Origin of the sequence: Acidovorax kalamii (assembly GCF_002245625.1) — a bacterium.
In the GTDB taxonomy this organism is placed as follows: Bacteria; Pseudomonadota; Gammaproteobacteria; order Burkholderiales; family Burkholderiaceae_C; genus Acidovorax; species Acidovorax kalamii.
On record NZ_NOIG01000009.1, the window covers coordinates 22,088 to 47,287 of the forward strand.

Annotated in this window: 25 protein-coding genes; 12 read left to right on the forward strand and 13 right to left on the reverse strand. The window is 65.3% G+C overall.

Annotated features, from left to right (window positions below; all coding sequences use genetic code 11):
- Window positions 1-31 precede the first annotated feature (31 nt).
- Complete coding sequence (fliE, locus tag CBY09_RS14080) at window positions 32-343, forward strand: flagellar hook-basal body complex protein FliE (protein WP_063461659.1); 312 nt, start codon at window positions 32-34, stop codon at window positions 341-343.
- Between the two features lie 275 nt (window positions 344-618).
- Here fliE and CBY09_RS14085 read toward each other — a convergent pair whose 3' ends face one another.
- The 4 genes from CBY09_RS14085 to CBY09_RS14100 form a co-directional block, all read right to left on the reverse strand.
- Window positions 619-918, reverse strand: a complete 300-nt coding sequence (locus CBY09_RS14085; protein ID WP_063461658.1) for a flagellar protein FliT — start codon at window positions 916-918, stop codon at window positions 619-621.
- A gap of 3 nt (window positions 919-921) precedes the next feature.
- Window positions 922-1,380, reverse strand: coding sequence for a flagellar export chaperone FliS (gene fliS / locus CBY09_RS14090; protein ID WP_094290253.1), 459 nt, complete (start codon window positions 1,378-1,380; stop codon window positions 922-924).
- 69 nt (window positions 1,381-1,449) lie between these two features.
- On the reverse strand, window positions 1,450-2,883 hold the full coding sequence (gene fliD, locus CBY09_RS14095) for a flagellar filament capping protein FliD (protein WP_094290254.1): 1,434 nt from the start codon (window positions 2,881-2,883) through the stop codon (window positions 1,450-1,452).
- 201 nt (window positions 2,884-3,084) lie between these two features.
- A complete protein-coding gene (locus tag CBY09_RS14100) occupies window positions 3,085-4,572 on the reverse strand; it encodes a flagellin N-terminal helical domain-containing protein (protein ID WP_094290255.1) in 1,488 nt (495 codons plus the stop codon).
- A gap of 321 nt (window positions 4,573-4,893) precedes the next feature.
- Between CBY09_RS14100 and CBY09_RS14105 the strand changes: the two genes are divergently transcribed.
- Window positions 4,894-6,378, forward strand: coding sequence for a flagellin N-terminal helical domain-containing protein (locus CBY09_RS14105; RefSeq protein WP_094290256.1), 1,485 nt, complete (start codon window positions 4,894-4,896; stop codon window positions 6,376-6,378).
- Window positions 6,379-6,499: 121 nt separating this feature from the next.
- Entirely contained in the window at window positions 6,500-8,719 is a 2,220-nt protein-coding gene (locus CBY09_RS14110) for an O-linked N-acetylglucosamine transferase, SPINDLY family protein (protein ID WP_094290257.1), read from the forward strand.
- 114 nt (window positions 8,720-8,833) lie between these two features.
- On the opposite strand, the gene CBY09_RS14115 is transcribed toward CBY09_RS14110, so the two are convergent.
- From CBY09_RS14115 to rfbF, 7 genes are read right to left on the reverse strand one after another with little or no spacing between them, the layout of a single operon-like run.
- Window positions 8,834-9,613, reverse strand: a complete 780-nt coding sequence (locus CBY09_RS14115) for a cephalosporin hydroxylase family protein (protein ID WP_094290258.1) — start codon at window positions 9,611-9,613, stop codon at window positions 8,834-8,836.
- Between the two features lie 26 nt (window positions 9,614-9,639).
- Entirely contained in the window at window positions 9,640-10,455 is an 816-nt protein-coding gene (locus CBY09_RS14120) for an NAD-dependent epimerase/dehydratase family protein (protein ID WP_094290259.1), read from the reverse strand.
- The gene (locus CBY09_RS14125; protein WP_094290260.1) at window positions 10,452-10,940 is read right to left on the reverse strand and encodes an acyltransferase; all 489 of its coding nucleotides are present in this window, start codon (window positions 10,938-10,940) and stop codon (window positions 10,452-10,454) included. Before CBY09_RS14125 ends, CBY09_RS14120 begins: the two co-directional genes overlap by 4 nt.
- On the reverse strand, window positions 10,941-12,182 hold the full coding sequence (locus CBY09_RS14130; RefSeq protein ID WP_094290261.1) for a class I SAM-dependent methyltransferase: 1,242 nt from the start codon (window positions 12,180-12,182) through the stop codon (window positions 10,941-10,943).
- On the reverse strand, window positions 12,179-12,739 hold the full coding sequence (locus tag CBY09_RS14135) for a dTDP-4-dehydrorhamnose 3,5-epimerase family protein (protein WP_094290262.1): 561 nt from the start codon (window positions 12,737-12,739) through the stop codon (window positions 12,179-12,181). Before CBY09_RS14135 ends, CBY09_RS14130 begins: the two co-directional genes overlap by 4 nt.
- The gene (gene rfbG, locus CBY09_RS14140) at window positions 12,736-13,803 is read right to left on the reverse strand and encodes a CDP-glucose 4,6-dehydratase (protein ID WP_205734147.1); all 1,068 of its coding nucleotides are present in this window, start codon (window positions 13,801-13,803) and stop codon (window positions 12,736-12,738) included. The genes CBY09_RS14135 and rfbG overlap by 4 nt, the downstream gene beginning before the upstream one ends.
- A 5-nt stretch (window positions 13,804-13,808) precedes the next feature.
- Window positions 13,809-14,579: a glucose-1-phosphate cytidylyltransferase gene (gene rfbF / locus CBY09_RS14145; protein ID WP_094290263.1), complete on the reverse strand. Its 771-nt coding sequence runs from the start codon at window positions 14,577-14,579 to the stop codon at window positions 13,809-13,811.
- 386 nt (window positions 14,580-14,965) lie between these two features.
- Between rfbF and motA the strand changes: the two genes are divergently transcribed.
- The 9 genes from motA (at window position 14,966) to CBY09_RS14190 (ending at window position 24,394) form a co-directional block, all read left to right on the forward strand.
- Window positions 14,966-15,826, forward strand: coding sequence for a flagellar motor stator protein MotA (gene motA / locus CBY09_RS14150; RefSeq protein ID WP_094290264.1), 861 nt, complete (start codon window positions 14,966-14,968; stop codon window positions 15,824-15,826).
- A gap of 30 nt (window positions 15,827-15,856) precedes the next feature.
- Window positions 15,857-16,789, forward strand: coding sequence for a flagellar motor protein MotB (gene motB / locus CBY09_RS14155; RefSeq protein WP_094290437.1), 933 nt, complete (start codon window positions 15,857-15,859; stop codon window positions 16,787-16,789).
- A 72-nt stretch (window positions 16,790-16,861) separates the two neighbouring features.
- On the forward strand, window positions 16,862-17,248 hold the full coding sequence (cheY, locus tag CBY09_RS14160) for a chemotaxis response regulator CheY (protein ID WP_015015821.1): 387 nt from the start codon (window positions 16,862-16,864) through the stop codon (window positions 17,246-17,248).
- A gap of 4 nt (window positions 17,249-17,252) precedes the next feature.
- Entirely contained in the window at window positions 17,253-17,870 is a 618-nt protein-coding gene (locus CBY09_RS14165; protein ID WP_094290265.1) for a protein phosphatase CheZ, read from the forward strand.
- Between the two features lie 243 nt (window positions 17,871-18,113).
- On the forward strand, window positions 18,114-19,268 hold the full coding sequence (locus CBY09_RS14170; protein WP_094290266.1) for an EscU/YscU/HrcU family type III secretion system export apparatus switch protein: 1,155 nt from the start codon (window positions 18,114-18,116) through the stop codon (window positions 19,266-19,268).
- Window positions 19,265-21,346 carry a flagellar biosynthesis protein FlhA gene (gene flhA / locus CBY09_RS14175; protein ID WP_094290267.1) on the forward strand — a complete coding sequence of 694 codons (2,082 nt, stop codon included), beginning with the start codon at window positions 19,265-19,267 and terminating at the stop codon, window positions 21,344-21,346. Before CBY09_RS14170 ends, flhA begins: the two co-directional genes overlap by 4 nt.
- Entirely contained in the window at window positions 21,343-22,860 is a 1,518-nt protein-coding gene (flhF, locus tag CBY09_RS14180) for a flagellar biosynthesis GTPase FlhF (RefSeq protein WP_094290268.1), read from the forward strand. The genes flhA and flhF overlap by 4 nt, the downstream gene beginning before the upstream one ends.
- Window positions 22,853-23,650 (forward strand): hypothetical protein, encoded by a 798-nt coding sequence (locus CBY09_RS14185; protein WP_094290269.1) that lies wholly within the window; start codon window positions 22,853-22,855, stop codon window positions 23,648-23,650. Before flhF ends, CBY09_RS14185 begins: the two co-directional genes overlap by 8 nt.
- 27 nt (window positions 23,651-23,677) lie before the next feature.
- Complete coding sequence (locus CBY09_RS14190) at window positions 23,678-24,394, forward strand: RNA polymerase sigma factor FliA (protein WP_094290270.1); 717 nt, start codon at window positions 23,678-23,680, stop codon at window positions 24,392-24,394.
- A 64-nt stretch (window positions 24,395-24,458) separates the two neighbouring features.
- Here CBY09_RS14190 and CBY09_RS14195 read toward each other — a convergent pair whose 3' ends face one another.
- Both CBY09_RS14195 and flgM read right to left on the reverse strand, forming a co-directional pair.
- Entirely contained in the window at window positions 24,459-24,833 is a 375-nt protein-coding gene (locus CBY09_RS14195) for a hypothetical protein (RefSeq protein WP_094290271.1), read from the reverse strand.
- 41 nt (window positions 24,834-24,874) lie between these two features.
- Window positions 24,875-25,198 carry a flagellar biosynthesis anti-sigma factor FlgM gene (gene flgM, locus CBY09_RS14200; RefSeq protein WP_063461638.1) on the reverse strand — a complete coding sequence of 108 codons (324 nt, stop codon included), beginning with the start codon at window positions 25,196-25,198 and terminating at the stop codon, window positions 24,875-24,877.
- Between the last annotated feature and the right edge of the window lie 2 nt (window positions 25,199-25,200).

The window sequence follows — 25,200 nt, forward strand, 5'->3', positions numbered from 1 at the left end:
CAGCATACCGCCATTCCCTACGGATACAGCCATGGACCTTCGCATCTCAAGCTCTACCGCCCCCCTCACGGGCGCAGGCGTGGCGCGCCGTGCTGCAGCGCCCCAGGAAACCGGTAACGAAGTAGGATTCTCCAGCGCCCTCAAAGGCGCCCTGCAGTCGGTGAGTGCGGCGCAAAACCGTTCGTCCGAACTGCAAAGAGAGGTTCAGCTGGAAAACCCCTCGGTGAGCCTGGAAGAAACCATGGTGGCCATCCAGAAGGCCCAGATCGGCTTTCAGGCCACGCTGCACGTGCGCAACCGCATGGTGCAGGCCTACACCGACATCATGAACATGCAGGTATAGGCAGTGTCACCCCCCTGAGGCGCTGCGCGCTTTCCCCCCCCGCTCTCGCAACGCTGCGCGCTGCGGGCAAGGGGACGCAGCCCTCGCTGCGGGGCGGCCCTTGCTTGGCTGCCCTGGCACTGGTAAGCGCCCGCATCTAGCGCCTGCCCCTGCGCCTGCGCAATACTCCCGATTTGATAGCAAAAAGCGCTTATTGGGCGCGCGGAGAAGCCCATTTTTTCCACAAAAAAGCCGACCTCACAGGGTCGGCTTTGTCTTGAGGCTTGTTGCGCGCCTCAGTGCATCATCTGCGGCTGCCCTTCGAACAGATGTTCGAACTGTGCCAGCCAGGGTTCGGCCAGGCAGCGGATCTGTGCGTCGTTGCGCAGGATGCGCTGCATGATGCGGGTCTTTTCGCGGCGGTGCTCGGGCAGCAACTCGTGTTCCTGCGACTTGAAACGCAACTGCTCGATCAGCACCGCACAGGCGCCTTCGTAGCGCACCACGCCGTCCCAGTCCTTGAGCCGGGCAGCCTCCAGCATCTTGGCGCTGCTGTCTTCAATCGCCTTGTAATAGTCAATCAGCATGTGGGACATGGTTCAGGCCTCCACCAGCACAGGCTGGCCAGTGGCGGCAGGCGCGTCGGCAGAAGCCGCTGCAGCGCCGGATTTCTTGATGTCATTCCAGCCCTGGGCCACGGGCTCGATCAGGCGCATGACTTCCTGCATCATCGCGTCGTCGTTGCGGGCATTGGCCAGGATCAGGCGGCGCATGCAGTAGTCGTAGAGCGCGCCCAGGTTCTCGGCCAGCTCACCGCCGTCCACCTTGTCCAGCGAAGTGCTCAGGCCTTCTTCAAGAATGCGCACCGCCTTGGAGATGGCATTGACCTTGCCCAGCACGTCACCCCGTGCCATGGCGCCACGCGCCGTGGCGATGGAGTTCAGAACGCCTTCATACAACAGGCTGACCAGTTGGTGCTGGTCGATCGTGTGCATGCTGGTCTCTACATTGATGCGCTGGTACGCGTTGGCTGCACGGGGGCTGTAGGCGCTGAACATGCTGACAATCCTTCCGAGGTATTACCTAAGTTATCGGCTCGCGCCAGAAAAACTGAAGCCTCTGTTTATTTAGCCCGTCGATTTGTTCCAGGCCGCCACCTGCTGCGAGATATAGGCGTTCAGGCCGTTCAGGCTGCTCAACTGGGTGTCCAGCGCGTTATAGCGCCGCGTGATGCGTTTTTCAAATGCGTCAACCTTTTCGTTCACGCGGGTTTGGTCCTGGGCATTGCGCTTGAGGCTTAGCTGCAGGGTGTCGTCCTTGGATTTGAAGAAACCATCGTTGGCCAGCAAGTTGGTGGTCAGCGCCTTCAGCTGTACCGCAATGCCGTCGGCCGATCCGCCTCCGGTGTTGCGGAACAGGTTCTTCACGTCGTCGGGGTTTTCCGTCAGGGCCTTGTTCAGCTTGGTGGAGTCCACAGCCAGGTTCCCGCCCAGCTGCTGCGTGATGCCGACATCTGCCAGACGCTGGAAGGCCCCGCCGCCCGTCGAGATCGACTGGATCGCGTTGCGCAGAGAGTTCTGCAGCGCCACAGCGGTCGAATCCCCTTGCAAAAGCCCCGCCGAACCGGTCTTTGCGTCGTATTTCGTCGCCTCTTGCAGCAGCTCGTTGACGGCGTTGTAGGCCTTCACGAACCCGTCGATGTTGGACTTGATGGCCGACTCGTCCTTGCCCACGGTGATATCGATCGGCGCCGTGGTGATTTGCTCCGCCTTGAAAGTCACACCCGAAATCGTGGAAGCAAAGGTGTTGGTGGCAGAAGACACCGCAATACCGTTGACCGTGGCCTTGGCATTGGCTGCCGCCTGCGTGACCGTGGCGCCATTGACCAAACGCGACAGGCCGGTCGCATCGGTGTTGCCTGCGCTCTGGGGATCGGTGTCCCCATCTTCCATCACGCTCAGCCGGAAGCCGAACTCCTCACCGGTGCTCTTGCTGCGCAGCAACAAACGCTCGCCGGAGGCATCCGAGAGGATCGAGGCCGTCACCCCAGCATTGGAGCCATTGATCTTGCTGGCCACGTCCGAGAGCTTGTCGCTTGCGCTGATCGCGATATCCACCGGCTGGCCGCTGCCCGGCGTGAAGGACGAGGGCGCCACACTCCACTTGCCCAGTTCCAGCCGCAGCGTCCCGGAGCCCAGCGCGCCGCCTACAGGCAAGAGCGCCGCCGACGCGGTGGCCTGCGCCTTGGCCAGGCCCTGCACCTCCACACTGAAGGTAGTTGGCAGGGTTCCTCCCACAGCAGTGGCGGAGACAAACTTGGAATCAGAGGAGGTGGTGGTCACACCATTCCAGCCGGTCACGCTGGTCAGCTTGCTGGCGGCGTCCTGTAGCGTGGAGACCAGCGACTTGATCTGCCCAAAGGCAGATATCTTGGTTTTGACCGTCGCGGCCTGCACCGTGAGCTTGTTCAGCGGCTCTTTTTCCAGTTCGACCAACTTGGCAATGATGTTTTTGACATCAAGCCCGTTTGTGCCGACACCTACGGATGAAATCGTGGCCATACCAACCTCCTGAACTGGTTCAACGGAAATTATCGCGCCGAACGGCGATCAAGAACGTCCGTAAACACGCCAGGAAACCCGTCTTATCCAGCGGTCCTGGCACCCGCTGCTCCAAAAAGCCAAAGGGCGGCGACAGAAACCTGCCGCCGCCTGGGCCACTTCAGGGCGCTGCAACACCCTGACTGCCTTGCCCGCTGCTTGTTAACGCAGCAGGGCCAACACACCTTGCGGCAGCTGATTGGCCTGGGCCACCATCGCCGTGCCGGCCTGTTGCAGGATCTGCGAGCGCGACAGGTTGGCCGTTTCTGCGGCGAAGTCGGCGTCCAGGATGCGTGAACGCGAGGAAGACAGGTTTTCCGACGTCACTTGCAGGTTGCTGATCGAGGTTTCAAAGCGCGATTGCAGAGCACCGAGCTTGGCGCGCTCACCGTTGATGAAGGCCAGGGCCGAGTCCACGGTCTTGAGCGCGTTGGTCGCGTTGCTGAACGTGGTCACATCCAGGTTGGCCACCGTTTGCAGGGCCGAGCCACCGTTGTCCAGCTGGTTGCTGGTGGAGGTCAGGGCGAAGGACTTTTCCGAGTCCAGCGTGATGTAGCCGCCCGTGTTGACGAACTCCACCGAGGCAGCGGCAGAACTCAGCGTGGTCGTGGCACCGTTGGCTGCGCCAGCTGCGTCGTAGCCCGTCACGGTCACGTTGGCCGCGTTGGCATTGGCAGTGTCGCCCACCACGATGTTGTTGCCGGTGGCGTTGGTCAGGATGATCTGGCTACCGTCGGAGCTGAGCGAGGCATTGATACCGGTCTTGGCGGACTGGTCATTGATCGCGGACACGGCAGCCGACAGGCGGTCCGTACCCGTGGCAGAGGTCAGCGTGAAGGACACGGTGCGGGCGGCGCCCACGTTGTCGCCTTCCAGCGTCAGCGAGTACGAACCCGCCGCCGCCATGCCGCCCAGACGCACTTCGGTGCGGGCCGTGGCGGTCACGCCAGTGTCGGCCTTCAGTGCGTTGATCTGGTCTGCCGTGGCCTTGGCAGAGGCGCTCACAGCCACCGTCAGGGTGCCGGTGCCCAGGTAGCCAGCGATGGCCACGGAGCCCGTGGTCACACCGTTGGTGCCCGCCGTGGCCTGGGTGGCCGATGCACCGATGCCCGAACCGTTGGAGGCGACGTTCTGGTTGTTGCCATACACGCTGGTGCGCAGGTTGGCCGTGGCCGCCACGATGGTCTGGTTGGCGTTGGCGCCCACCTGGAACTGTTGCGTACCGAACGTGCCGTCCAGCAGCTTGGAGCCGTTGAATTCCGTGGTCTGCGAGATGCGGTCCAGTTCGGACACCAGCTGACCCACTTCCTGTTGCAGGGCCTGGCGGTCGCCAGCGCTGTTGGAGGCGTTGGCCGACTGCACCGCCAGTTCACGCACACGCTGCAGGATGTCGCCGGAAGCCTTCAAGGCGCCTTCTGCGGTTTGCGCCAGGGAGATACCGTCATTGGCATTGCGAACCGCCTGGTTCAGACCCCGGATCTGGCTGGTGAAACGCTCAGAAATGGCCAAGCCAGCAGCATCGTCCTTGGCGCTGTTGATGCGCAGACCCGACGACAGGCGCTGGATGGAGGTGTTCAGCGAAGTCTGGCTCATGCCCAGGTTGCGCTGGGCGGTAAGCGAGCTGATGTTGGTATTGATGGTGGAAGCCATTGCAAATCTCCAGAAAAGAACTGACTGAATATGGCGTTGCCGCCAGCCGGGGCGCCAGCACCACGCTGGCCTCCTGGGTTCCCAGCGCTGCAGGCCATCTGGTGAACGGCGGGCCACTCACGGTCCGTTGAGAGTGTTTTCGGGTGGCCGCCGGAAAACTTGAGGGGCAAACGCACAAGTTGTAGGACTTTTTGGCCGCTTATCCACCTAACACCAAAAAACGGCATCTCCACAATTCATCCATCGTTCCCCCATTGACAGCCGGACGGGTGCGCTTGAACCGGCAAACAGATCCGTCTCGCGACGTTAAGGAGTTTCGCCATGGCAGCAACCATCAACACCAACATCAGCTCGCTGACCGCGCAGCGCAATCTGGGCACCAGCCAGATGTCGCTCAACACCGCCATCCAGCGCCTGTCGTCGGGCCTGCGCATCAACAGCGCCAAGGACGATGCCGCCGGCCTGGCGATCTCCGAGCGCTTCACCAGCCAGATCCGGGGCCTGAACCAAGCTGTTCGCAATGCGAACGACGGGATTTCGCTGGCCCAGGTGGCGGAAGGTGCGATGGGGTCGGCGGGCAACATCCTGCAACGGGTGCGGGAGCTGGCCGTGCAGTCGGCCAACGCCTCCAACAGCGCCGGCGACCGCCAGGCCCTGCAGCAGGAAGTCGGCCAATTGGTGGCAGAACTGGACCGGATTTCACAAACCACCGAGTTCAACGGCCAGAAACTGCTGGACGGCACCTTTGGTACGCAGCAGTTCCAAGTGGGCGCCAACGCCAACCAGACCATTGTGGCCGCCACAGCCAACCTGCGCACCAATGTCTATGGTAACAACCAGAACATTGCGTCCAACGGCTCGGGCATCGGCGCATCGGCCACCCAGGCCACGGCAGGCACCAACGGCGTGACCACCGGCACGGTGGCCATCAGCGGCTACCTGGGCACCGGCACCATGACGGTGGCCGCCAGCGCCACGGCCAAGGCCACAGCCGACCAGATCAACGCCTTGCAGTCCACCACCGGCGTCACGGCCACGGCCCGCACCGAAGTGCGTCTGGGCGGCATGGCCGCGGCGGGTTCGTACTCGCTGACACTGGAAGGCGACAACGTCGCCAGCCCCCGCACCATTTCCTTCACGCTGGTGGCTGGCACCGGTACCGACCGCCTCTCCCCCGCCGTGTCGGCCATCAATGAACAAGCGGCCAAGACGGGCATCAATGCCTCGCTCAACTCCGACGGCACGCAGATCATCCTGACCAACGCCACCGGCAACAACATTGTGATCGGCGACACCGTGAACGCCAATGCGGGTGCGGTCACCGTCACCGGCTACGACGCGGCAGGTGCCAGCAACGGCGCGACCCAGACGCTGGCGGCCGATGCGAACGTGGAATTCATCAACACCGGCGGCTACATCACGCTGGACTCCGAAAAGTCCTTCGCCGTGACCTCGGCCAGCAACCAGCTGGACAACGGAGGCTCCTCGCTGCACACCGTGGCCAACCTGGATGTGACCACCTTCACCAACGCCACCGACGCGCTCAAGACCGTGGACTCGGCCCTGGCCTTCATCAACGGCGAACGTGCCAAGCTGGGCGCCCTGCAATCGCGCTTCGAGACCAGCATCTCCAGCCTGCAGATCACCTCCGAGAACCTGTCCGCATCGCGCTCGCGGATCCAGGACGCAGACTTCGCGGCCGAAACCGCCAACCTGTCGCGCGCCCAGATCCTGCAGCAGGCCGGCACGGCCATGGTGGCCCAGGCCAACCAGATCCCGCAGGGCGTGCTGTCGCTGCTCAAGTAAATCTGCCCGGCCCACCGCTGCGCAGTGGAACAGCAAGACAAAGGGGCCCATCGGGCCCCTTTGCACATGGCACACTGCCACCACACCCTGCCCCTCTTTTTGCTCGTAGATCGGCGCCAACGTGCAATCCAAACACACTGAACAGGACACGCCCCGCCTGCAGGCAGCGCTGGCCGCTGCCGACTGGCCCCTTCTCACCCGCCTGTGCCGCCAGGTGCTGCGCAAGAACGGCCGCCACCTCAGCGCCCACCGGCTGCTGGGCTTCTCCCTGAACAAACAGCGCGAGTTCGATGCAGCGCTCCAGGCCTACCGGCAGGCCTATGTGTACTGGCCGGGCGACGCCGAGCTGCTGGTCAACTACGCCAACGTGCTGATCGAGCAGGCGCGCAACATCGACGCCCTGCCCCTGCTCGAAAAAGTGTGCGAGCTGCGCCCCCAGCAGGCCATTGGCTGGATCAAGCTGGCCGAGTGCTGCTACCTCCTGAGCCTGCACGACAAGGGGTTTGAGGCCAGCCAGAAGGCCGCCGCCCTGGCCGAGACCCTGCACGACCGCGTGGCCGCGCTCATGCAAAGCTCCATCCACCGGCGCGAGCTGGGCCAGGTGCGCGAGGCCGTCAAGGACTGCGAAACCGCCATCGGGCTGCGCCCCAACGACCCGGGCAACTACACCAACAAGCTGCTGTTCATGCTGGCCGACCCCGAGGTGGACGCCGCCCAGCTGTCAGCAGCGGCGCGGCAGTACGGCGCCACCTTCGAGCCCCCGCTGCAGCCCGAGTGGCCGAGTTTTGCCGAGCACCGGGGATCGCCCTGGAAGCGCCTGAAGATCGGTTTCCTCTCGCCCGACTTCCGCGTGCATTCGGTCATGTACTTTGTGGAGGGGCTGCTGGCGCAGCTGGACCGGCGGCAATTCGAGGTGTTTGCGTTCTACCTCTTCCCCCGCGACGACCATGTGACCGAGCGTGTGCAGCGCCACGCCGACCACTTTGTGCCCCTGGCGGGTTTCAGCCCCCAGCACCAGGCCGAGGCCATCCGCGCCGAAGGCATTGACATCCTGATCGACCTGGCAGGCCACACCGGCAACAACGGCCTGCTGGCCCTCGCGCACAAGGCGGCGCCCGTGCAGGTGTCATGGCTGGGGTTCCCGGCCACCACCGGGCTCACGGCCGTGGACTACAAGTTCACCGACGAGATCACCGACCCGCCCGGCGCCGAAGCGCAGTACACCGAACAGCTCTACCGCCTGCCCACGCTGTTTGCCTGCTACCGCCCCATGAGCCGCAACCCGCTGTGGCGCTACCAGCCGCGCTACCAGGTGCGCCCGGCGCCCGCGCTCGCCAACGGTTTCATCACCTTCGGCTCCTGCAACAACCTGGGCAAACTCACCGACGAGGTGCTGGCCCTGTGGGGCCAAGTGCTGGCCGCCGTGCCGGGGTCGCGCCTGCTGATCGAAGGCAAGAACTTCGACCGCCCCGATTTTGCGCAAGCCTACCGAGAGCGCTGCGAGCGCCTGGGCCTGCCCCCGGCACAGCTGGACCTGGTGGCGCAGCGCACCGACAACCAGTACCTCACCTACCACCGCATCGACATTGCGCTGGACCCCTTCCCGCTCACGGGCGGCACCACCACCTTCGACGTGCTGTGGATGGGCCTGCCCATCGTGTCGATGGTGGGCGAAAGCTTCAAGAGCCGCATGGGCGTGGGCCTGCTGGCCTACCTGGGCCGCACCGAATGGCTGGCCGAGACGCCCGAGGACTATGTGCGCATCGCCACCAGCCTGGCGGCCGACGCACAGGCGCTGAACACCCTGCGGCAGGGGCTGCGCGCCGAGGTGGAGGCCTCCGCCCTGATGCGCGAGGACATCTTCAACCACCACTTTGCCGAAGGCCTGCGGGTGATGTGGCTGCAATGGCTGGCCCGCGCCGAACACCCGGACGACCCCGCCGCCCAGGCCCAGGCGATCCAGGACTGGCTGCCCCAGCTGCCCGAGGCCTGGACCCAGCCGCCCGTGCCCGGCGTGGGCCTGAAACCCGGCCAGCGCGTCAGCCTGCACGAGGCCCACCAGCGCCTGCAGGAGCTGGTGGACAAGGCCAAGGCCGCCCCGCCGCCCACACCCGCCACTGACTCAGACACCAGCGCGGGCCCGGCCCTCAAGGACCGCCACTGGATCGCCGTGACCGAACTGGCCGAAACCGTGCTCAGCGCCATGCCCAACGACCCGGTGGCCCTGGCCTGCCTGGCCGAGGTGGAACATGCCCACGGCCACACCGAGTTTGCCGTGACCTACCTGCGGCACGCCACGCAGGCGATGGGCCTGGACATGGGGGCGAGCCCCGCTGCGTGATGCCTTGGTGTGCAGCCATCGGGCTGCACCGCGTCATCTGCTACTAAAAATATAGCAATAAATGCAAGCCTACCGCGCGAAAGGCAGCATTTTTATCCATATTTTCTGTACCCATCACCCCTTGCGGCGCAGAAACCCGTGTGGCGCCACAGTGACCTGCAGGCGCTGCTCCATCTCGGTATCGATCTCGAACTCGGCGTGCCCGGCCAGCCACTGGTGCACTGCCGTCTTGGGGTTGTTGCCCACGTCCCAGGGGCGGTCGGCAAAGAACTTGGGCGGCATGTCTTCCACGAAGGTGTCAAACACCACGCAGTAGCTGCCGGGCGTGACCAGCGGCGCGTAGGCATTGAGTTCGCCCAGCACATGGTCGTGGGTGTGCATGGAATCCAGGCACACCAGCACACGCTGGTAGCCCTGGGCAAAGTCGCGCACCTGCTGCACCACCTCGGGTGCAATGGCCGATCCCTGGATCATCGCAATGCGGCTGGCCATGGGGTGGGCTTCGATGGCGGCGCGGTTGTGGGCGCGGATGTCGATGTCCACCCCCAGCACCTTGCGGCGCGAGGCGCGCGGATCGAGCGTAGTGCCGGCTTCGATCGCGTCGCTCATGTCCAGCAAGGCCAGCAGCGAGGCGCTGAGCACCAGCGAGCCACCGTGGGCGATGCCGGTCTCGATGATCAGGTCCGGGCGCACGCGCCACACCAGCTCCTGCATGGCCACCATGTCCTGCGGGTACTGGATGATGGGCCGGCCCATCCAGTCGAAGTTGTAGACGTACTGCCGCTGCATTGAGGCCTGCAGCCAGTCGCGCGACAGGGTCTGGAAGGCGGTGTCCTGGGCATAGCCCGCGAGGCGGTCGCGGCGTTCCTGGGCGAATTGGTCAACGGGGTTCATGGCAGGTACTCCAACGGGGTCGTCATTCATTCAATAGCAGCCAGCAAGCTGTCGTCCCAGAGGGGGCGGGGCACAACGCCCCACTCGCCCTGCAGGCGCGACACGGCAATCGGGGGAAACGGCTGCAGCGGCCCGCCGGGCAACACCTCTACCGCGCAGCCGGTGCGGGCCTGCAGCCAGTCCAGCCACTGTGCATGGGAGGTCTGGCAGCCACTGGCCAGGTTGTAGACCGTGGCCCGGCCTTGCAGCGCAATGCGCGGCAACCAGTCCAGAATATCGGCCACCTGCACGTAGTCCTTGGCAGACTGCGGATCGGAACGCAGCACCACCCGGCCCTGCCGCGCCTGGTGCAGCAGGTCGGCCACCAGATTGCCCGATGCAGCGTCCAACCCCGGCCCCACCACGTTCGACAGCCGCGCCACACGCACGCCGGTGCGGCCGCTGGCGTGGCACAGGGATTCGCCGGTGAGCTTGGTGAGGTTGTAGAGGTACGAGGGGTCGCCCGGCAGCACGGACAGGGGCGCGTCTTCGTCGGTGCGGGTGGCGCCCATGTAGACCCGGGTGGACGACAGGTACAGCAGCGAGTCGAACTGCGCGCGCCGCAGCACCTCGGCCAGCAGGCCCACATGGGCGTCCACCGTGTCGAACGGGCGCGTGCGGAAGTCGGCGGTGAGCCCCACGCAATGGATCACATGACCCAGCGGGCGGGCGAACACCTCGGCATCGCCGCGCGCAGGCGCCCACACGGTGTGGCCCTGGGCCCGCAGGTGCACCACCAGGCGGCTGCCGATGTAGCCCGAGGCGCCCAGTACCGTAAACGTCGAAGGGGGCAGGCCCGTCACCGGCGCTCCCCCACAGCGGCCAGCGGTTGCCCGGCATACACGGTGTACGCCAGCAACTCGCCGCGCACGATGGAGCCCGCGCCCACCACGCAGCCGCGCCGCAGCACGGCGCCGTCGAGCAGCACGCAGTTGGCACCGATCCACACGTCGTCCTCGATCACGATGCCGCCCTTGCTGGGCAGAAAGCCCTGCTCGCGGATCAGGCGGCTGCGGTCGGCATAGGCATGGTTGACGGGCGCGAAGGTGCAGTTGGCGGCAATCGCCACGTAATTGCCGATGTGGATGCCGTTGCCCGTGTAGAGCACGCAGCCCGCGTTGATGACCACATGTTCGCCCACCACCAGGTCGCCGCTCCCACCCGCAGGCTTGACCTTGACGAAGCTGTCGATCACCGAATGCGCGCCCACCACGATGCGGGAGCCGCGCACCGAGTCTTCGATGTCGGCCAGGTGCGAGAGCTTCGCGGTGGGATGGATCTCGATCACCTAGAACACCTCCAGCCGGGGCACGGCCACCACCATCTGCGCGCCCCAGCTGCGCGTGTAGTCCAGCTGGTCGGCCACCTCGCTGCGCAGGTTCCAGGGCAGGATCAGGATGCGCTGCGGTTTGTGGGCGCGCAGGTGCGCCTCGCTCACCACGGGGATGTGGCTGCCGGGCAGGTACTGGCCCTGCTTGGCCGGGTTCTTGTCCACCACATAGGGCAGCAGGTCGGGCCGCACGCCCGCAAAGTTGAGCAGGGTGTTGCCCTTGGCGGCCGCGCCGTAGGCACCCACGGTGACACCCTCGGCCTGGCATTGCAACAAAAATGTGAGCAGCTCGCGCTTGACCCGTATGGCCTGGGCCTGGAAATCGCTGTAAAAACTGGCGCCCAGCATGCCCGCCGCTGCCTCGGTGGCCAGCAGTCGCTGCACGCGGGCGGCGCCTTCAGCCGTTGCCTGGGGATGGTCCATGGCATCAGTGCGGGCGGCAAACACGCGCAGGCTGCCGCCATGCGTGGGCAGCTCTTGCACGTCAATCACCACGAGGCCATTGGCCGCAAAGATGCGCTGCACCGCCGTGAGAGACAGATAGGAGTAGTGCTCGTGGTAGGCCGTGTCGAACTGGCAGCCCTCCACCATGCGCAGCAGGTGCGGAAACTCGAAAGTGGCCACACCATGGGGCTTGAGCAGCCGGGCAAAGCCGCCCACGAAATCATTGATGTCGGGCACATGGGCCAGCACGTTGTTGGCGGCGATCAGGTCGGCCTGGCGGTCGGCGGCTGCCAGCTCGTCGGCCAGCGCCACGCCAAAGAACCGATCCACCACCTCAATGCCCTTGGCGCGGGCTGCGGCTGCCGTGCTGGCGGTGGGCTCCACGCCGTAGCAAGGAATGCCCGCAGCTTGCACGTACTGCAGCAGGTAACCATCGTTGGACGCGACCTCGACCACGCGGCTGGCGGCAGTCAGGCCCAGGCGTTCACGCATTGCCTCGACATAGGCCTTGGCGTGGGCCAGCCAAGACGATGAGAACGAGCTGAAATACGCGTAGTCGTCGGTGAACAGCGCCTCGCGCCCGGCGTGGTCTTCGGTCTGCACCAGCCAGCAGGTTTCGCAGACCAAGAGGCGCAGCGGGAACCAGGTCTCGGGCGCGCGCAGCGCGGCCTCGCTCAGGTAGGCGTTGGACGGGGGCGCGCTGCCCAGGTCCAGGAACGAGCGTTGCAGCGGGCTGCCGCAGTGTCGGCACTTCACAGGCGCACTCCTTCGAATTCTTCGGTCATCCAGGGCTGGCCTGCGTCGCGGGGCGACATTTGCCCCACCGGCAGCGGCCAAGCAATGGCCAGGCGCTGGTCTGCCGGGTGCAGCCCCGCTTCGGCGGCGGGCGCATAGGCCGCAGAGTGGCAATACAGCAGCTCGGCATGGTCGGTCAGCGCCTGGAAGCCGTGCGCAAAACCGGGGGGGATGAGCAACGCGCTGCCGTTATCGGCCGAGAGGTGCTCGGCGTGCCAGTGCAAAAAGGTGGGCGAGCCCTGGCGCAAGTCCACGGCCACATCCCAGACCTCGCCGCGCAGGCAGCTCACGAGTTTCATCTCGGCGTGTGGCGGCTTTTGGTAGTGCATGCCGCGCACGGTGCCGGTGAGCGCTGTGTAGCTCTGGTTGATCTGGGCGATGGGGCCCGTCCAGCCCGCACCCGCCAGTTCGTCGGCGCAGAACAGGCGCGAAAAAAAGCCGCGCTCGTCCACCAGCGGCTGGCGTTGCACGCGGAACAGCCCCGCCAGTGGCAGCGGCGCCAGGGCGAGGCGGCTCATGGCCGCGCCTCCCAGGCGTCAATGTCGGCCAGGCACAGCGCGCGAGCGTCGGCGCCGCCATGTTGCTGGCGGTACCAGTTCATGGTGCGGGCCACGGCGGTGTTCAGCGACCAGTGCGGGGCCACGCCCAGCACCTGGCGGGCATGGGCGGTTTCGAGCGCGAGCCAGCCGGCTTCGTGCGGGCCTTCGCTCTCGTTTTCATAGCTGATAGCGCTTGCTGGATAGGCAGCGGAGGCCAATTCAATGACATTTTTGACCGTGGCGGCCTCGTGCGGCAGAGGGCCGAAGTTGTAGGCACCGGCCAAGGCGGCCGAATCCCACAGGCGCTGGGCCAGGCGCAAGTAGGCGGCCAGCGGCTCCAGCACATGCTGCCAGGGGCGCGTGGCCTGGGGGCGGCGGATGTGCAGGGTGGCGCCCTTCTCCCAGGCGCGCACGGCGTCGGGCAGCAGGCGGTCTTGCGCCCAGTCGCCGCCGCCAATCACGTTGCCCGCCCGGGCGGTGGCCACGGCCACGCCTTGGGCGGCCAGAAAGGAATCGCGGTAGCTGGCCGTGACCAGCTCGGTGGCGGCCTTGCTGGCGCTGTAGGGGTCGTGCCCGCCCAGCGGGTCGTCTTCGCGGTAGGGGTAGGCCCATTCGCGGTTGCGGTAGACCTTGTCGGTGGTCACCACCAGGGCCACGCGCACTTCGGGCAGGCCGCGCAGCGCATCCAGCACATGGGCCGTGCCCATGATGTTGGTGGCAAAGGTGTCCAGCGGCGCGGCGTAGGCGGGGCGCACCAGCGCCTGCGCAGCCAGGTGCAGTACCACCTCGGGCCGGGCGGCGCGCACGCGCATGGCCAGGGCCTGGGTATTGCGGATGTCGCAGAAATGGCTTTCCATGCCCGGGCCGCCTTGCCCCAGCTGGGCCAGGGTGAACAGGTTGGGCTCGGTGGCGGGCGGCAGCGCCACGCCGGTGACCTGGGCGCCCAGGCGTTGCAGCCACAGGGCCAGCCAGGCGCCCTTGAAGCCGGTGTGGCCGGTGAGCAACACGCGCTTGCCGCGCCAGAAGTCGGGATCAGGGCGCATCGTGCTTACCAGCATTTCCAGGGCGCGCGGCCCGATTGCCACAGGTCTTCGAGCAGGTTTTTCTCGCGCAGTGTGTCCATGGGCTGCCAGAAGCCGGTGTGCTCAAAGGCGCGCAGCTGGTCGCTGCTGGCCAGGCGGGCCATGGGTTCCAGCTCCCAGCTGGTGGCGTCGCTGTCGATGTAGTCAATGACCTCGGGCTGCAGCACAAAAAAACCGCCGTTGATCCACCCGCCATCGCCACGCGGTTTTTCCACAAAACCGTCCACCCGGTCGCCGTCGCGCATCAGGGCGCCATAGCGGCCTGGGGGCAACACGGCCGTTACCGTGGCCTGACGGCCGTGGGCGCGGTGGAAGGCAAACTGCGCGGTCATGTCCAGGTCGGCCACACCGTCGCCATAGGTAAAGCAGAAGGGCTCGCCTTCGGGCAGGTACTCCTGCACACGGCGCAAGCGCCCGCCGGTCATGGTGCTTTCGCCGGTGTCCACCAGCGTCACGCGCCAGGGCTCGGCGTGGCGGTGGTGCACTTCCATGCGGTTGTTGGCCATGTCAAAGGTCACGTCCGACATGTGCAGGAAGTAGTTGGCGAAGTATTCCTTGATGACGTAGCCCTTGTAGCCCAGGCAGATGATGAAGTCGTTGACGCCATGGGCGGCATACATCTTCATGATGTGCCACAGGATGGGCCGCCCCCCGATCTCGATCATGGGCTTGGGACGCAGGTGCGACTCTTCCGAGATGCGGGTGCCCAGGCCCCCCGCGAGCAGTACGGCTTTCATGCCCGCAGCATAGTCCAGCCCCCGTGCCGCCAAAAGGCCCTGTGGCTGCGGAAAAACGGGCCAAATGCAGCGATTGCCCCGACGGCGCGGCGCTGTGCGCGATGCGTGCAGACACCAGATTGCTACACATTAAATAGCAACAAATCCTTTTCCATCAGGCGCATATGGCCGATTTGATGCCGAAATTGATGACATGACACACCCTCCACCCAGCGAGTGCAGCGCCAAAGCCATTCCTCCAAGAAGCCCTGGTTTGGCCGCTCTCTTGTGGCATTTCTCGCTCAGCAATCCGATACATTTGCAGTAACCTTCGGTAAACCCGCGACTGCGGTCCTGGAACAAGCGCTGCCGTTCTTGCTCCGGTTACCGCCCAACACGTCTAAAGCATGTTCGTCATCATCGGTTACGTCGTCTGCCTGGGCTGCATCTTCGGTGTGTACATCATGCACGGCGGGAATATCAGCGTGATCCTCAAGGCCCTGCCCTTCGAGATCGTCACCATTCTGGGTGGCGCGCTGGGCGCCTTTGTGGTGAACAACCAGCCCAAGGTCATCAAGGCCACCCTGGCTGCGTTGCCCATGGCGCTCAAGGGGTCCAAGTACACCAAGGCCCGCTACATGGAGCTGATGGCCATGCTCTACGACATCCTGCAGAAGGCCCGCAAGGAAGGGCTGATGGCGATCGAAAAGGATGTCGAGGCGCCCCACGAGTCCGAGATCTTCAAGAAGTACCCCACGGTGGGCAACGACCACCATGTGATCGAGTTCACCACCGACTACCTGCGCATGATGGTGTCGGGCAACCTCAACTCGCACGAGATCGAAGCGCTGATGGACAGCGAGATCGACACCCACCACCAGGAGGCCCACGCCCCCGTGGCAGCGCTGGCCCGGCTGGCGGGTGCCCTGCCCGCTTTTGGCATTGTGGCCGCGGTGCTGGGCGTGGTGAACACCATGGGCTCGGTGGGCCAGCCGCCCTCGGTGCTGGGCGGCATGATCGGCTCGGCGCTGGTGGGCACGTTCCTCGGGATCTTGCTGGCCTACGGTGTGGTCGAACCCCTGGGCGGTCTGGTCGAGCAAAAGACCGAAGACGCAGCCAAGGAATTGCAGTGCATCAAGTCCACCCTGCTGGCCAGCATGCAGGGCTACAACCCGGCCACCGCCATCGAATTTGGCCGCAAAGTGCTTTTCTCAGACGTCCGCCCCAGCTTCACCGAGCTGGAGGGGCATGTGAAAGGCAAGAAGTAGCGCCGCCAGCGCCCCTTGGCCCGCAACACCATGGCAGAAAAGAAACTCCAGCCCATCATCATCAAGCGCATCAAGAAAGGCGGTCATGCCGTGCACGGTGGCGCCTGGAAGATTGCCTATGCCGACTTCGTGACGGCCATGATGGCGTTCTTCCTGCTGATGTGGCTGCTGGGCTCCACGGCCAAGGGCGAGTTGCAGGGGATTGCGGCGTATTTCGCGTCGCCGCTCAAAGTGGCGATGACCGGCGGCGACGGGGCGGGCAACAGCTCCAGCGTGATCCCGGGCGGCGGCAACGATCTGTCGAAGGTGCACGGGCAAGTGCGGCGTTCTGACGTGGAAGAGGCCAAGCAGCGCCGCATGAGCATCGACGCCCAGCGCGCCGAGCGCGCCAAGCAGGACCTGGACCGCATCAAGGCACTCGAAGCCAAGATCGATGCGCTCATCACCGAAAACCCGCGCCTGAACGAATACAAGTCGCAGATCCGCATCGACATCACGCCCGACGGCCTGCAGATCCAGATCATTGACGACCAGAACCGCCCCATGTTCGACAGTGGCAGCGCGTTGGTAAAACCCTACATGCGCGACATCCTGCGCGAAATCGGCTCCGCGCTCGGTGGCGTGGAAAACCGCATCAGCCTGGCAGGCCACACCGACGCCGTGCCCTATGGCAACAGCGAGCGTGGCTACAGCAACTGGGAGCTGTCGGCCGACCGCGCCAACGCCACGCGGCGCGAGCTGGTCTCGGCCGGCATGCCAGACGCTAAACTGGGCCGCGTGGTGGGCCTGGCGGCCAGCGACCTGCTGGAGCCAAACAACCCGCGCGCACCCGCCAACCGGCGCATCACCATCACGGTGCTGACCCGCGAGGCCGAAGAACGACTCATGGGCAAAGGGATCCCCGAAATCACTTCCACAGAACTGCTGAATGAAAAGCGGGAAAATCCCCCCCCAAGCAGGTAACAGTTACGACTTGTCACCTAACCTGCCACCCATGACAATGCCTACAGTAATTCTCGACCGAAAGGGTCCCAAGTGACCACAGCCCTTCGTTTTCTGATCGTTGACGACTTCTCCACCATGCGACGCATCGTGCGCAACCTGCTCAAGGAAAGCGGGTTCTCCGATGCCGACGAGGCGGAAGATGGCGTGGCAGCCCTCAACAAGCTGCGCAACAGCAAGTTCGACTTCGTGGTGACCGACATCAACATGCCCAACATGAACGGGTTCCAGTTGCTGGCCGAGATCAAGAAGGACGACAAGCTCAAACACCTGCCGGTGCTGATGGTGACCGCCGAGGCCCGCAAGGAAGACATCGTTGCCGCCGCCCAGGGCGGCGCTGCAGGCTACATCGTCAAACCCTTCACCAAGGCAACTCTCGAAGAGAAGGTGACCTTGATTCTGAAGAAGATGGGGTTATGAGACCATGGACGCCACACCGGACAACAGCCAGCCGGCCGACGTACACCACAAGATCGGCCAACTGACCCGCCAGCTGCACGACTCGCTGAACGAACTGGGCTACGCCGACAAGTTGCGGGGATCGATGGGCGAGCTGCCCGACGCCCAGAGCCGCCTGTCCTACATCGCCCGCCTGACCGGCGAAGCGGCCGAGAAGGTGCTGGGCCGTGTGGAACAGGCCAAGGCGCAGCACGACTACATTGCGGCCGAGACGCGCCGGGTGGTCAGTTCGCTGGTGGCCGACCCGGTGGCCGCCGTGGCCAAGGGCGAGATCTTCAACTTCCTGACCGATGTGGAGCGCGTGACCAAGGAGGCCGACGCGCACCTCACCGAGATCATGATGGCGCAGGACTTCCACGACCTCACCGGCCAGGTGATTGCGCGGGTGGTAAACCTCGCGGCCACCATCGAAGAGCAACTGGTGCAGCTGCTCATCCAGACCGCACCACCCAACGCCCATGTACCAGCGGTTGAAGCCAAGCCCGCCCACCTGCAAGGCCCGGTGGTGGACCCCGAGAACACGCCCGACGTGGTCACCGACCAGTCCCAGGTGGACGACCTGCTGGCCAGCCTAGGGTTCTGACCGCCTGCGGGCTTTTGGCCCAGCCTTCACGGTCAAAATGGCTGCTTGCGCGCACCCACCAAGCGCTTTCAGCTATCATTTTTGAGAAAACCCTCCCTGCTTGAGCACCCCGCTGCGGGTGTCCGTGCGCCGCTGAAAACGCTGGTGGCAGCAGGGAAAAGAGGGGGCCGCAGCCCCCTTATCCAGCTTTAGATTTCCGGGTCGCTCACGACAATGGCATGACACCAGCGCCGTCATGCCACCATGGAATCCAGCCAAGAAAAAAGCCTCCCCGCGTCAGAGCGCAAGCTGCAGAAAGCGCGCGAAGACGGCCAAGGGGCACGCTCGCGCGACCTGTCGCACCTGGCCATCCTGGGGGCGGGTGCGGCCTGCATGCTCCTGCTGACACCCCAGCTCATGGACCACCTGCAAAAGGCCATGAGCCAGCAACTGGCCTTTGACTCCGCCACCGTCATGGCGCCGGGCACCATGCTCCAACGCCTGCAGAGCATGGTGGTGGTGGGCGCGGCGGCCAGCGTGGCGTTTGCACTGCTCACCAGTGCTGCCGCACTCCTCAGCGCCATTGGCGCGGGCGGCTGGATCCTCAGCACCAAACCCATCGCCCCCCAGTTCAACCGACTGAACCCCATCTCGGGCCTGGCCAACCTGTTCTCCAAGCAGCAGATGGCCAACGTGGCCAAGATGGTGCTCATGAGCGCGATCCTGACCTGGGTGGCCTGGAGGTTCATCGGCAACAGCATCGAGGCCGTGGCCATGCTGGTGTTGCAACCCTCGCCCCTGGCCCTGCGGCAGGTGGCCGACTGGCTGACCTCGGGCATGAGCCTCCTGCTGCTGGTCGTGTTCCTGGCCGCGCTGGTGGACGTGCCCCTGCAGGCGTTCTTCTTCAAGGACCGCCTGAAGATGTCGCACGAAGAGGTCAAGCAGGAACACAAGGAATCGGATGGCAACCCCCACACCAAGGGCCGCATCCGCCAGAAGCAGCGCGAGATTGCCGACCGCGCCAGCGTGGCCGCCGTGCCCAAGGCCGACTTCGTGGTCATGAACCCCACCCACTATGCGGTGGCGCTCAAGTACGACGACAAGACCATGAGCGCCCCCCAGGTCATCTCGCGCGGCACCGACCTCATCGCCATGAAGATCCGCGACGTGGCCCGGGAGCACAACGTGCCCGTGCTGCAGTCACCCATGCTGGCCCGCGCGCTCTATGCCCACGCCGAGCTGGACCAGGCCATCCCCGCCACGCTCTACACCGCCGTGGCACAGGTGCTGGCCTATGTGTACCGCCTCAAGGCCGCGCTGCGCGGCGAAGGCCGCATGCCCGACAGCCTGGTGGAGCCCTATGTGCCGCCTGAGCTCGATCCGCTGAACCGCACTTCCGTGCAAGGTGCTGCCGTATGAACACCTCCGTAAAGTCTTTGCAGCAATGGGCGGGCTCCAATGCCGGCGCCCTCCAGGGGCTGTCGGCCCCGTTGCTGGTGGTGGCCATCCTGGCGCTCATGGTGCTGCCCATCCCGCCCTGGATGCTGGACGCGTTCTTCACGCTCAACATCGCGGTGGCGCTGATGGTGATGATGGTCGCGGCCTACATGCTGCGCCCGCTGGATTTCGCCGCGTTTCCTTCGGTGCTGCTGCTCACCACGCTGATGCGCCTGTCGCTGAACGTGGCTTCGACCCGTGTGGTGCTGCTGGAGGGCCACACCGGCCCGGGCGCCGCCGGTGCAGTGATCGAGGCCTTCGGCCACTTCCTGATCGGCGGCAACTTTGCCGTGGGCCTGATCGTGTTCGCCATCCTGGTGGTGATCAACTTTGTGGTGATCACCAAGGGCGCCGAGCGCATTGCCGAGGTGTCGGCGCGCTTCACCCTGGACGCCATGCCCGGCAAGCAGATGGCCGTGGACGCCGACCTGAACGCAGGCCTGATCGATGAAAAAGAAGCCAAACGCCGCCGCGCCGAGGTGGCGGAAGAAGCCAACTTCTTCGGCTCAATGGACGGTGCCTCCAAGTTCGTGCGCGGCGATGCCATCGCGGGCATCCTGATCCTGCTGATCAACATCGTGGGTGGCTTTGCCATCGGCATGCTGCAGCACGGCCTGTCGGCGGGCAAGGCGGCCGACAGCTACATCCTGCTGGCCGTGGGCGATGCGCTGGTGGCACAGATTCCCGGCCTGCTGATCTCGGTGGCGGCAGCCATGGTGATCTCGCGCGTGGGCAAGGACCACGACATGGGCCGCCAGATCGTGCAGCAGCTGTTCATGTCGCCCCGCGTGCTGGGCGTCACGGCGGGCATCCTGGTGCTGCTGGGCCTGATCCCCGGCATGCCTCACGTGGTGTTCCTGACCATGGGCGGCCTGCTGGGCTACGGCGCCTGGCTGCTGCACGAACGCCAGAAGGTACCGCCGGAAGTCGAAGCGCCCCCGGCCCCCGTGGGCGACGGCGAAGCCACCTGGGATGACCTGCAGCCCGTGGACCTGCTGGGCCTGGAGCTGGGCTACCGCCTCATCAGCCTGGTGGACAAGAGCCGCCAGGGCGACCTGCTGACCCGCATCAAGGGCGTGCGCCGCAAATTTGCACAGGAGGTGGGCTTCCTGCCCCCCGCCGTGCATGTGCGCGACAACCTCGAACTCAAGCCCAGCGGCTACCGCATCACGCTGCGCGGTGTGGTGGTGGGCGAAGGCGAGGCCTTCCCCGGCATGTTCCTGGCCATCAACCCCGGCGGCATCACCACGCCGCTGATCGGCACACCCACCACCGACCCTGCATTTGGCCTGCCAGCACACTGGATCGACGACCGGCAGAAGGAAGCCGCACAAATGGCGGGTTTTACGGTCGTTGATTCCGAAACCGTGATGGCCACCCATTTGTCACACTTGATGCAAGTGCAGGCCGCCAAGCTCCTCAGTCGCACGGAAACGCAGCAACTGGTGGAACACGTGGCCAAGCTGGCTCCCAAGCTCATCGAAGAAGTGGTCCCGAAAATGGTCTCCATCGCAACGTTCCAGAAGGTCCTCCAGCTGCTGCTGGAAGAGTCTGTGCACATCCGAGATATCCGCACCATCATCGAGACGCTGGCCGAGCATGCCGGTGCGGTCTCCGACCCGGTCGAGCTGGCCCGCCGCGTGCGCATTGCGCTCTCGCCCGCCATCGTTCAGCAGATCTACGGCCCCACGCGCGAACTCAACGTCATTGCCATCGAACCCGGCCTGGAGCGCCTTCTGGTGCAGGCCCTGGGCAACACGGCAGGCCCTGCGCTCGACCCCGGTGTGGCCGACATCCTCACGCAGAAGGCCGCCGAGGTGGCCCTCAAGCAGGAAGAGATGGGCTTGCCCGCCTGTCTGCTGGTTCCCGACCAGATCCGCAACGCCATCTCCCGCCTGGTGCGCCGCGTCGCACCCCGCCTGCAGGTGCTTGCGCACAGTGAAATCCCAGAGACCCACACCATCCGTATTGGGCCGATCCTTAAAGGTGCATCAGCATGAACATCAAACGCTTTACCGCCCCCACCTCCCGGGAGGCTCTGGCCAAGGCGCGCATGGCCTTTGGCGACGGCACACTGATCCTGTCCAACCGCCCGACCGCCAACGGCGTCGAAGTGGTGGCGACGGCCGAAGACACGCTGTCGGCGCTGGACGGCGGTGGTGCAGGCAACACCTCCAGCGCACCGCTGCTGGCACCCAGCGCCCCACGCAGCAGCACGCAGCCCGCCCGCTCCAGCCTGGCGAGCCAGGCGGCGGCAGGCCTGGGCCGCAACCCGGTGGAGGAAGACACCGAACAGCTGGCGATGAGCACGCTGTCCTTCCAGGACTATGTGCGCGAGCGCATGCTGCGCCGCCGCCACGAGGCCCTGCACGGCGCGGCGGAAGCCCCGACGCTGTCGGAGCGCAGCCGCGACCAGGAACCTGAACGGGAGCGCGAACGCATGCCCGCCCCGGCCGTGGCCGTGGCGCGCCACAACCCGCTGCGCACCATCCCCATGGACATCCCGCCCGAGCCCCCGCGCCGTCGGCAGGAAGCGGCCAGCGCCCACCTGATTCAGTCGAACAACCAGCAAAGCCTGATGAACGAGCTGCACTCCATGAAGGAGCTGATCGAGGACCGCTTCAACACGTTGGCCTGGCTGGGCCAGGCGCGCCAGAACCCGATCCAGTCCAACCTGATGCTCAAGATGATCCGCGCGGGCTACTCGCCCTCGCTGGCCCGTGCTGTACTCGAACGCATGCCCGAGGATCTGTCGGCGGGCGAATCGGTGCGCTGGTTGATGGAAGTGCTGGAACGCAACCTCAAGACCGACCAGGCCGAGCCCCCGCTGTACGAACAAGGCGGCATCTTTGCCATGGTGGGCTCCACCGGCGTCGGCAAGACCACCACCACGGCCAAGCTGGCCGCCATGTGCGCGCGCATCCACGGCCCCGGCAGCGTGGGCCTGATCACACTCGACACCTACCGCGTAGGTGCCCATGAACAGCTGCGCACCTACGGCCGCATGCTGGGCATCGTGGCCCACCTGGCGCACGACCGCGCCGCACTGCAGGACCTGCTGGGCCTGCTCAGCGGCAAGAAAATGGTCCTGATCGACACCACCGGCGTGGCCCCCCGCGACCCGCGCAAGCGCGACATGCTGGACGTGCTGGACCTGCCCCACGTGAACCGCCTCTTGGTGCTCAACGCGGGCTGCCATGGCGACACGCTGGACGACGTGCTCACCGCGTTCAAGACCGACGGCTCGCAGCAGGCCATCCTGTCCAAGGTGGACGAGGCCGTGAAGCTCGGCCCCGCGATCGATGCGCTGATCCGCCACCAGATGGTGCTGCGCGGCGTGACCAACGGCCAGCGTGTGCCCGAGGACTGGGAGCGTGCCAATGCGCACCAGCTCATCAGCACGTCGATGCGCGCCCCTGCCAAGTCGGCGTTCGACCCCAAGGCCACCGACCTGAATTTCTTCTTCTCGCACTCCCCCGACACCATCACCGAAGGGGGGCTGGTCGATGCTTGATCTGGGTTTTCACCAAGCCGCTGGCCTGCACAGTTTCACGCCACAGGCCGAGTTGCGCATGCTGGCGGTGGTGAGCCAGGGCAACGCCGGCAGCGGGCTGGAAACACTCTGGCAGATCTGTGCCAGCCTGCAGCGGCTGGGCTACCCCGTGGTGGTGCTGGACGGCACGGCCCAGGAGACAGACAACAGCCCGGGCCTGTTGCACCTGCTGCAGCACGCCTCGTGGAACGACGGTGCGCAGCTGAACTTGGGAGCCACCGCGTCCTCGCTGGCCGTGATCCCAGCCGCCAAGGGCCTGCAGCACCTCAGCCGCAAGGCGGGCGACACCACGCGCTCCCCCATGGAGAACCTGCTGCCCTACTTCAGGACCTACGGCCTGATGGTGATCCACGCGCCCGCTTCCACACTCGGGCCCTTGCTGACCCATACGGCCACAGTGCCCCTGGTGGTCATGGGTGGCGGTTCCGCGGGCGTGATGACCAGCTACAAGAGCCTCAAGCAGATTGCCCTGCACACCGGGCTGCCCTGCATGGTGGCCGCTTTGCTGCACAGCAACACGGCAACCGAGCGCCACAAGGCCCAGTCGCAGTTGATGGCGCTGCAGGCCTGTGCCGAGCGCCATTTGGGGGGGCCGGTGCGGACCACCACCATCGCCACGCAGAACCCGCAGGAGCTTCAACGCCTGGCCTTGCAACTGCTGGAAAATGCGGGCACCATGAACGGATCGCTGAGTGCGCTGCCATCCAGCACCTTGGCAGACATGCCTGCGCATTTTGTCCGGAGCCATTGAGTTGATTTTTCCGGAGAAGTTGATCTGATGTACACCGCCAAAGGCCAGCTCGATCGTGACGCGATGATCCGCCAGCATGTGCCGCTGGTCCGGAGAATTGCGCACCACATGATCGCCAAGCTGCCGCCCAATGTGGAGCTGGACGACTTGATCCAGGTCGGGATGATGGGCCTGGCCGATGCGCTCTCGCGCTATGAAGTGGCCCAGGGTGTGCAGTTCGAGACCTTTGCCACCCAGCGCATCCGGGGCGCCATGCTCGACGAGCTGCGCGAGGGCGACTGGATGAGCCGCAGCTCGCGCAAGAGCCAGAAAGACATCGAGCATGCCGTGCACCGGCTGGAGCAGAAGCTGGGCCGCAGCCCGCTCGAATCAGAAATCGCCAGCGAAATGGGCATGAGCCTGCCCGACTACCAGAACCTGCTGGGGAAGGTGCGGGGCACCCAGCTGGTGTACCTGGAGGACATGACCCACGGCAACGACGACGAGGACGGGTTTCTGGACCGCCATGTTGCCGACGCCGACGCTGATCCGGTCGAACTGCTGCGCGACCAGCGCCTCAAGACCTCACTGGTCAATGCCATCAAGAGCCTGCCCGAACGCGAGCAGCACATCATGGGCATGTACTACGAGCACGACATGAATCTCAAAGAGATCGCGGCCGTGCTGGGCGTGACGGAGTCACGGGTGTGCCAGCTGCACAGCCAATCCATCGCCCGCCTGCGCGCCAAGATGCGCGCGCATTGACCTTGCATTGACCTTGTTTTCCCGCCGCCCTACAAGGCGCGCCGGGCCAAGGTCTCCCCCCAAGTCAGCCTGCAGAACGGTAGATGCGCGCCACGCCCGGCTTGGCCGCGCGCGTCGAGAGCCCGTCGCCGTAGGTCGATGCGGCATTGGAGGGCGGCAGCAGGCCCGCAGCCTGGCGGTCAGTCACGGCCGACAGGCGAGCAAGGTTGTCGCGCTGCACCGCCAGCATGCCGCTGATGGTTTCCACCCGCTTTTGCACCGCAGCAGGCAAAGGCGTCCCGTGCGCCGTGGATTGCTCCAGCGCGCGCGCAAACAGGGCCGCTGCGTCACGCAGGGCCACACTGTGTTGTTCCAGGGATTGGGGATCTGCCGCGAGAAGGGCGGCGGTGACTTTATCGATCAGCTGCTCGACAGCCGAGAGGGATTCTTCCAGCGACATGGCGCATTGTGCGATGGATCGCGCCAGTCTGCAAAGCGGGTTCAACCCCGCGAGCGGGTCAGGATCTCCTGGGCGTTGGACAGCATCTTGTCGGCGATGGCTTCGGCATCGACAGAAAACTCACCCTTTTCGATGGCAGCGCGGACTGCCTTGACCTTGCCGGCATCAAAATCACCAGCCACACGGGAGGCAGGGTTCAGGCTTTGGGCGGCGATCGAGACCGTGACGGGCACACCGGCGGTTGACGCTGCAGCCAGGGCGTCCTTGGTGGCTCCTTCAGCAGCGCTGGCAGGCGTCTTGGCTTGCTTGGCAAGCCCCGTCTGCGGCAATGCGCCCGGGAGTTCCGGTTTTTGACCTATCTTCATCG

Coding starts and splice junctions, on each gene's coding strand:
- CBY09_RS14165 (WP_094290265.1), top strand. CDS start 17,253: ATGGACGCCACACCGGACAACAGCCAGCCGGCCGACGTACACCACAAG.
- motB (WP_094290437.1), top strand. CDS start 15,857: ATGGCAGAAAAGAAACTCCAGCCCATCATCATCAAGCGCATCAAGAAA.
- fliE (WP_063461659.1), top strand. CDS start 32: ATGGACCTTCGCATCTCAAGCTCTACCGCCCCCCTCACGGGCGCAGGC.
- CBY09_RS14115 (WP_094290258.1), bottom strand. CDS start 9,613: ATGAACCCCGTTGACCAATTCGCCCAGGAACGCCGCGACCGCCTCGCG.
- CBY09_RS14185 (WP_094290269.1), top strand. CDS start 22,853: ATGCTTGATCTGGGTTTTCACCAAGCCGCTGGCCTGCACAGTTTCACG.
- CBY09_RS14190 (WP_094290270.1), top strand. CDS start 23,678: ATGTACACCGCCAAAGGCCAGCTCGATCGTGACGCGATGATCCGCCAG.
- rfbF (WP_094290263.1), bottom strand. CDS start 14,579: ATGAAAGCCGTACTGCTCGCGGGGGGCCTGGGCACCCGCATCTCGGAA.
- CBY09_RS14195 (WP_094290271.1), bottom strand. CDS start 24,833: ATGTCGCTGGAAGAATCCCTCTCGGCTGTCGAGCAGCTGATCGATAAA.
- CBY09_RS14085 (WP_063461658.1), bottom strand. CDS start 918: ATGTCCCACATGCTGATTGACTATTACAAGGCGATTGAAGACAGCAGC.
- flgM (WP_063461638.1), bottom strand. CDS start 25,198: ATGAAGATAGGTCAAAAACCGGAACTCCCGGGCGCATTGCCGCAGACG.
- CBY09_RS14100 (WP_094290255.1), bottom strand. CDS start 4,572: ATGGCTTCCACCATCAATACCAACATCAGCTCGCTTACCGCCCAGCGC.
- flhF (WP_094290268.1), top strand. CDS start 21,343: ATGAACATCAAACGCTTTACCGCCCCCACCTCCCGGGAGGCTCTGGCC.
- CBY09_RS14170 (WP_094290266.1), top strand. CDS start 18,114: ATGGAATCCAGCCAAGAAAAAAGCCTCCCCGCGTCAGAGCGCAAGCTG.
- motA (WP_094290264.1), top strand. CDS start 14,966: ATGTTCGTCATCATCGGTTACGTCGTCTGCCTGGGCTGCATCTTCGGT.
- CBY09_RS14105 (WP_094290256.1), top strand. CDS start 4,894: ATGGCAGCAACCATCAACACCAACATCAGCTCGCTGACCGCGCAGCGC.
- CBY09_RS14135 (WP_094290262.1), bottom strand. CDS start 12,739: ATGAGCCGCCTCGCCCTGGCGCCGCTGCCACTGGCGGGGCTGTTCCGC.
- rfbG (WP_205734147.1), bottom strand. CDS start 13,803: ATGCGCCCTGATCCCGACTTCTGGCGCGGCAAGCGCGTGTTGCTCACC.
- flhA (WP_094290267.1), top strand. CDS start 19,265: ATGAACACCTCCGTAAAGTCTTTGCAGCAATGGGCGGGCTCCAATGCC.
- fliD (WP_094290254.1), bottom strand. CDS start 2,883: ATGGCCACGATTTCATCCGTAGGTGTCGGCACAAACGGGCTTGATGTC.
- fliS (WP_094290253.1), bottom strand. CDS start 1,380: ATGTTCAGCGCCTACAGCCCCCGTGCAGCCAACGCGTACCAGCGCATC.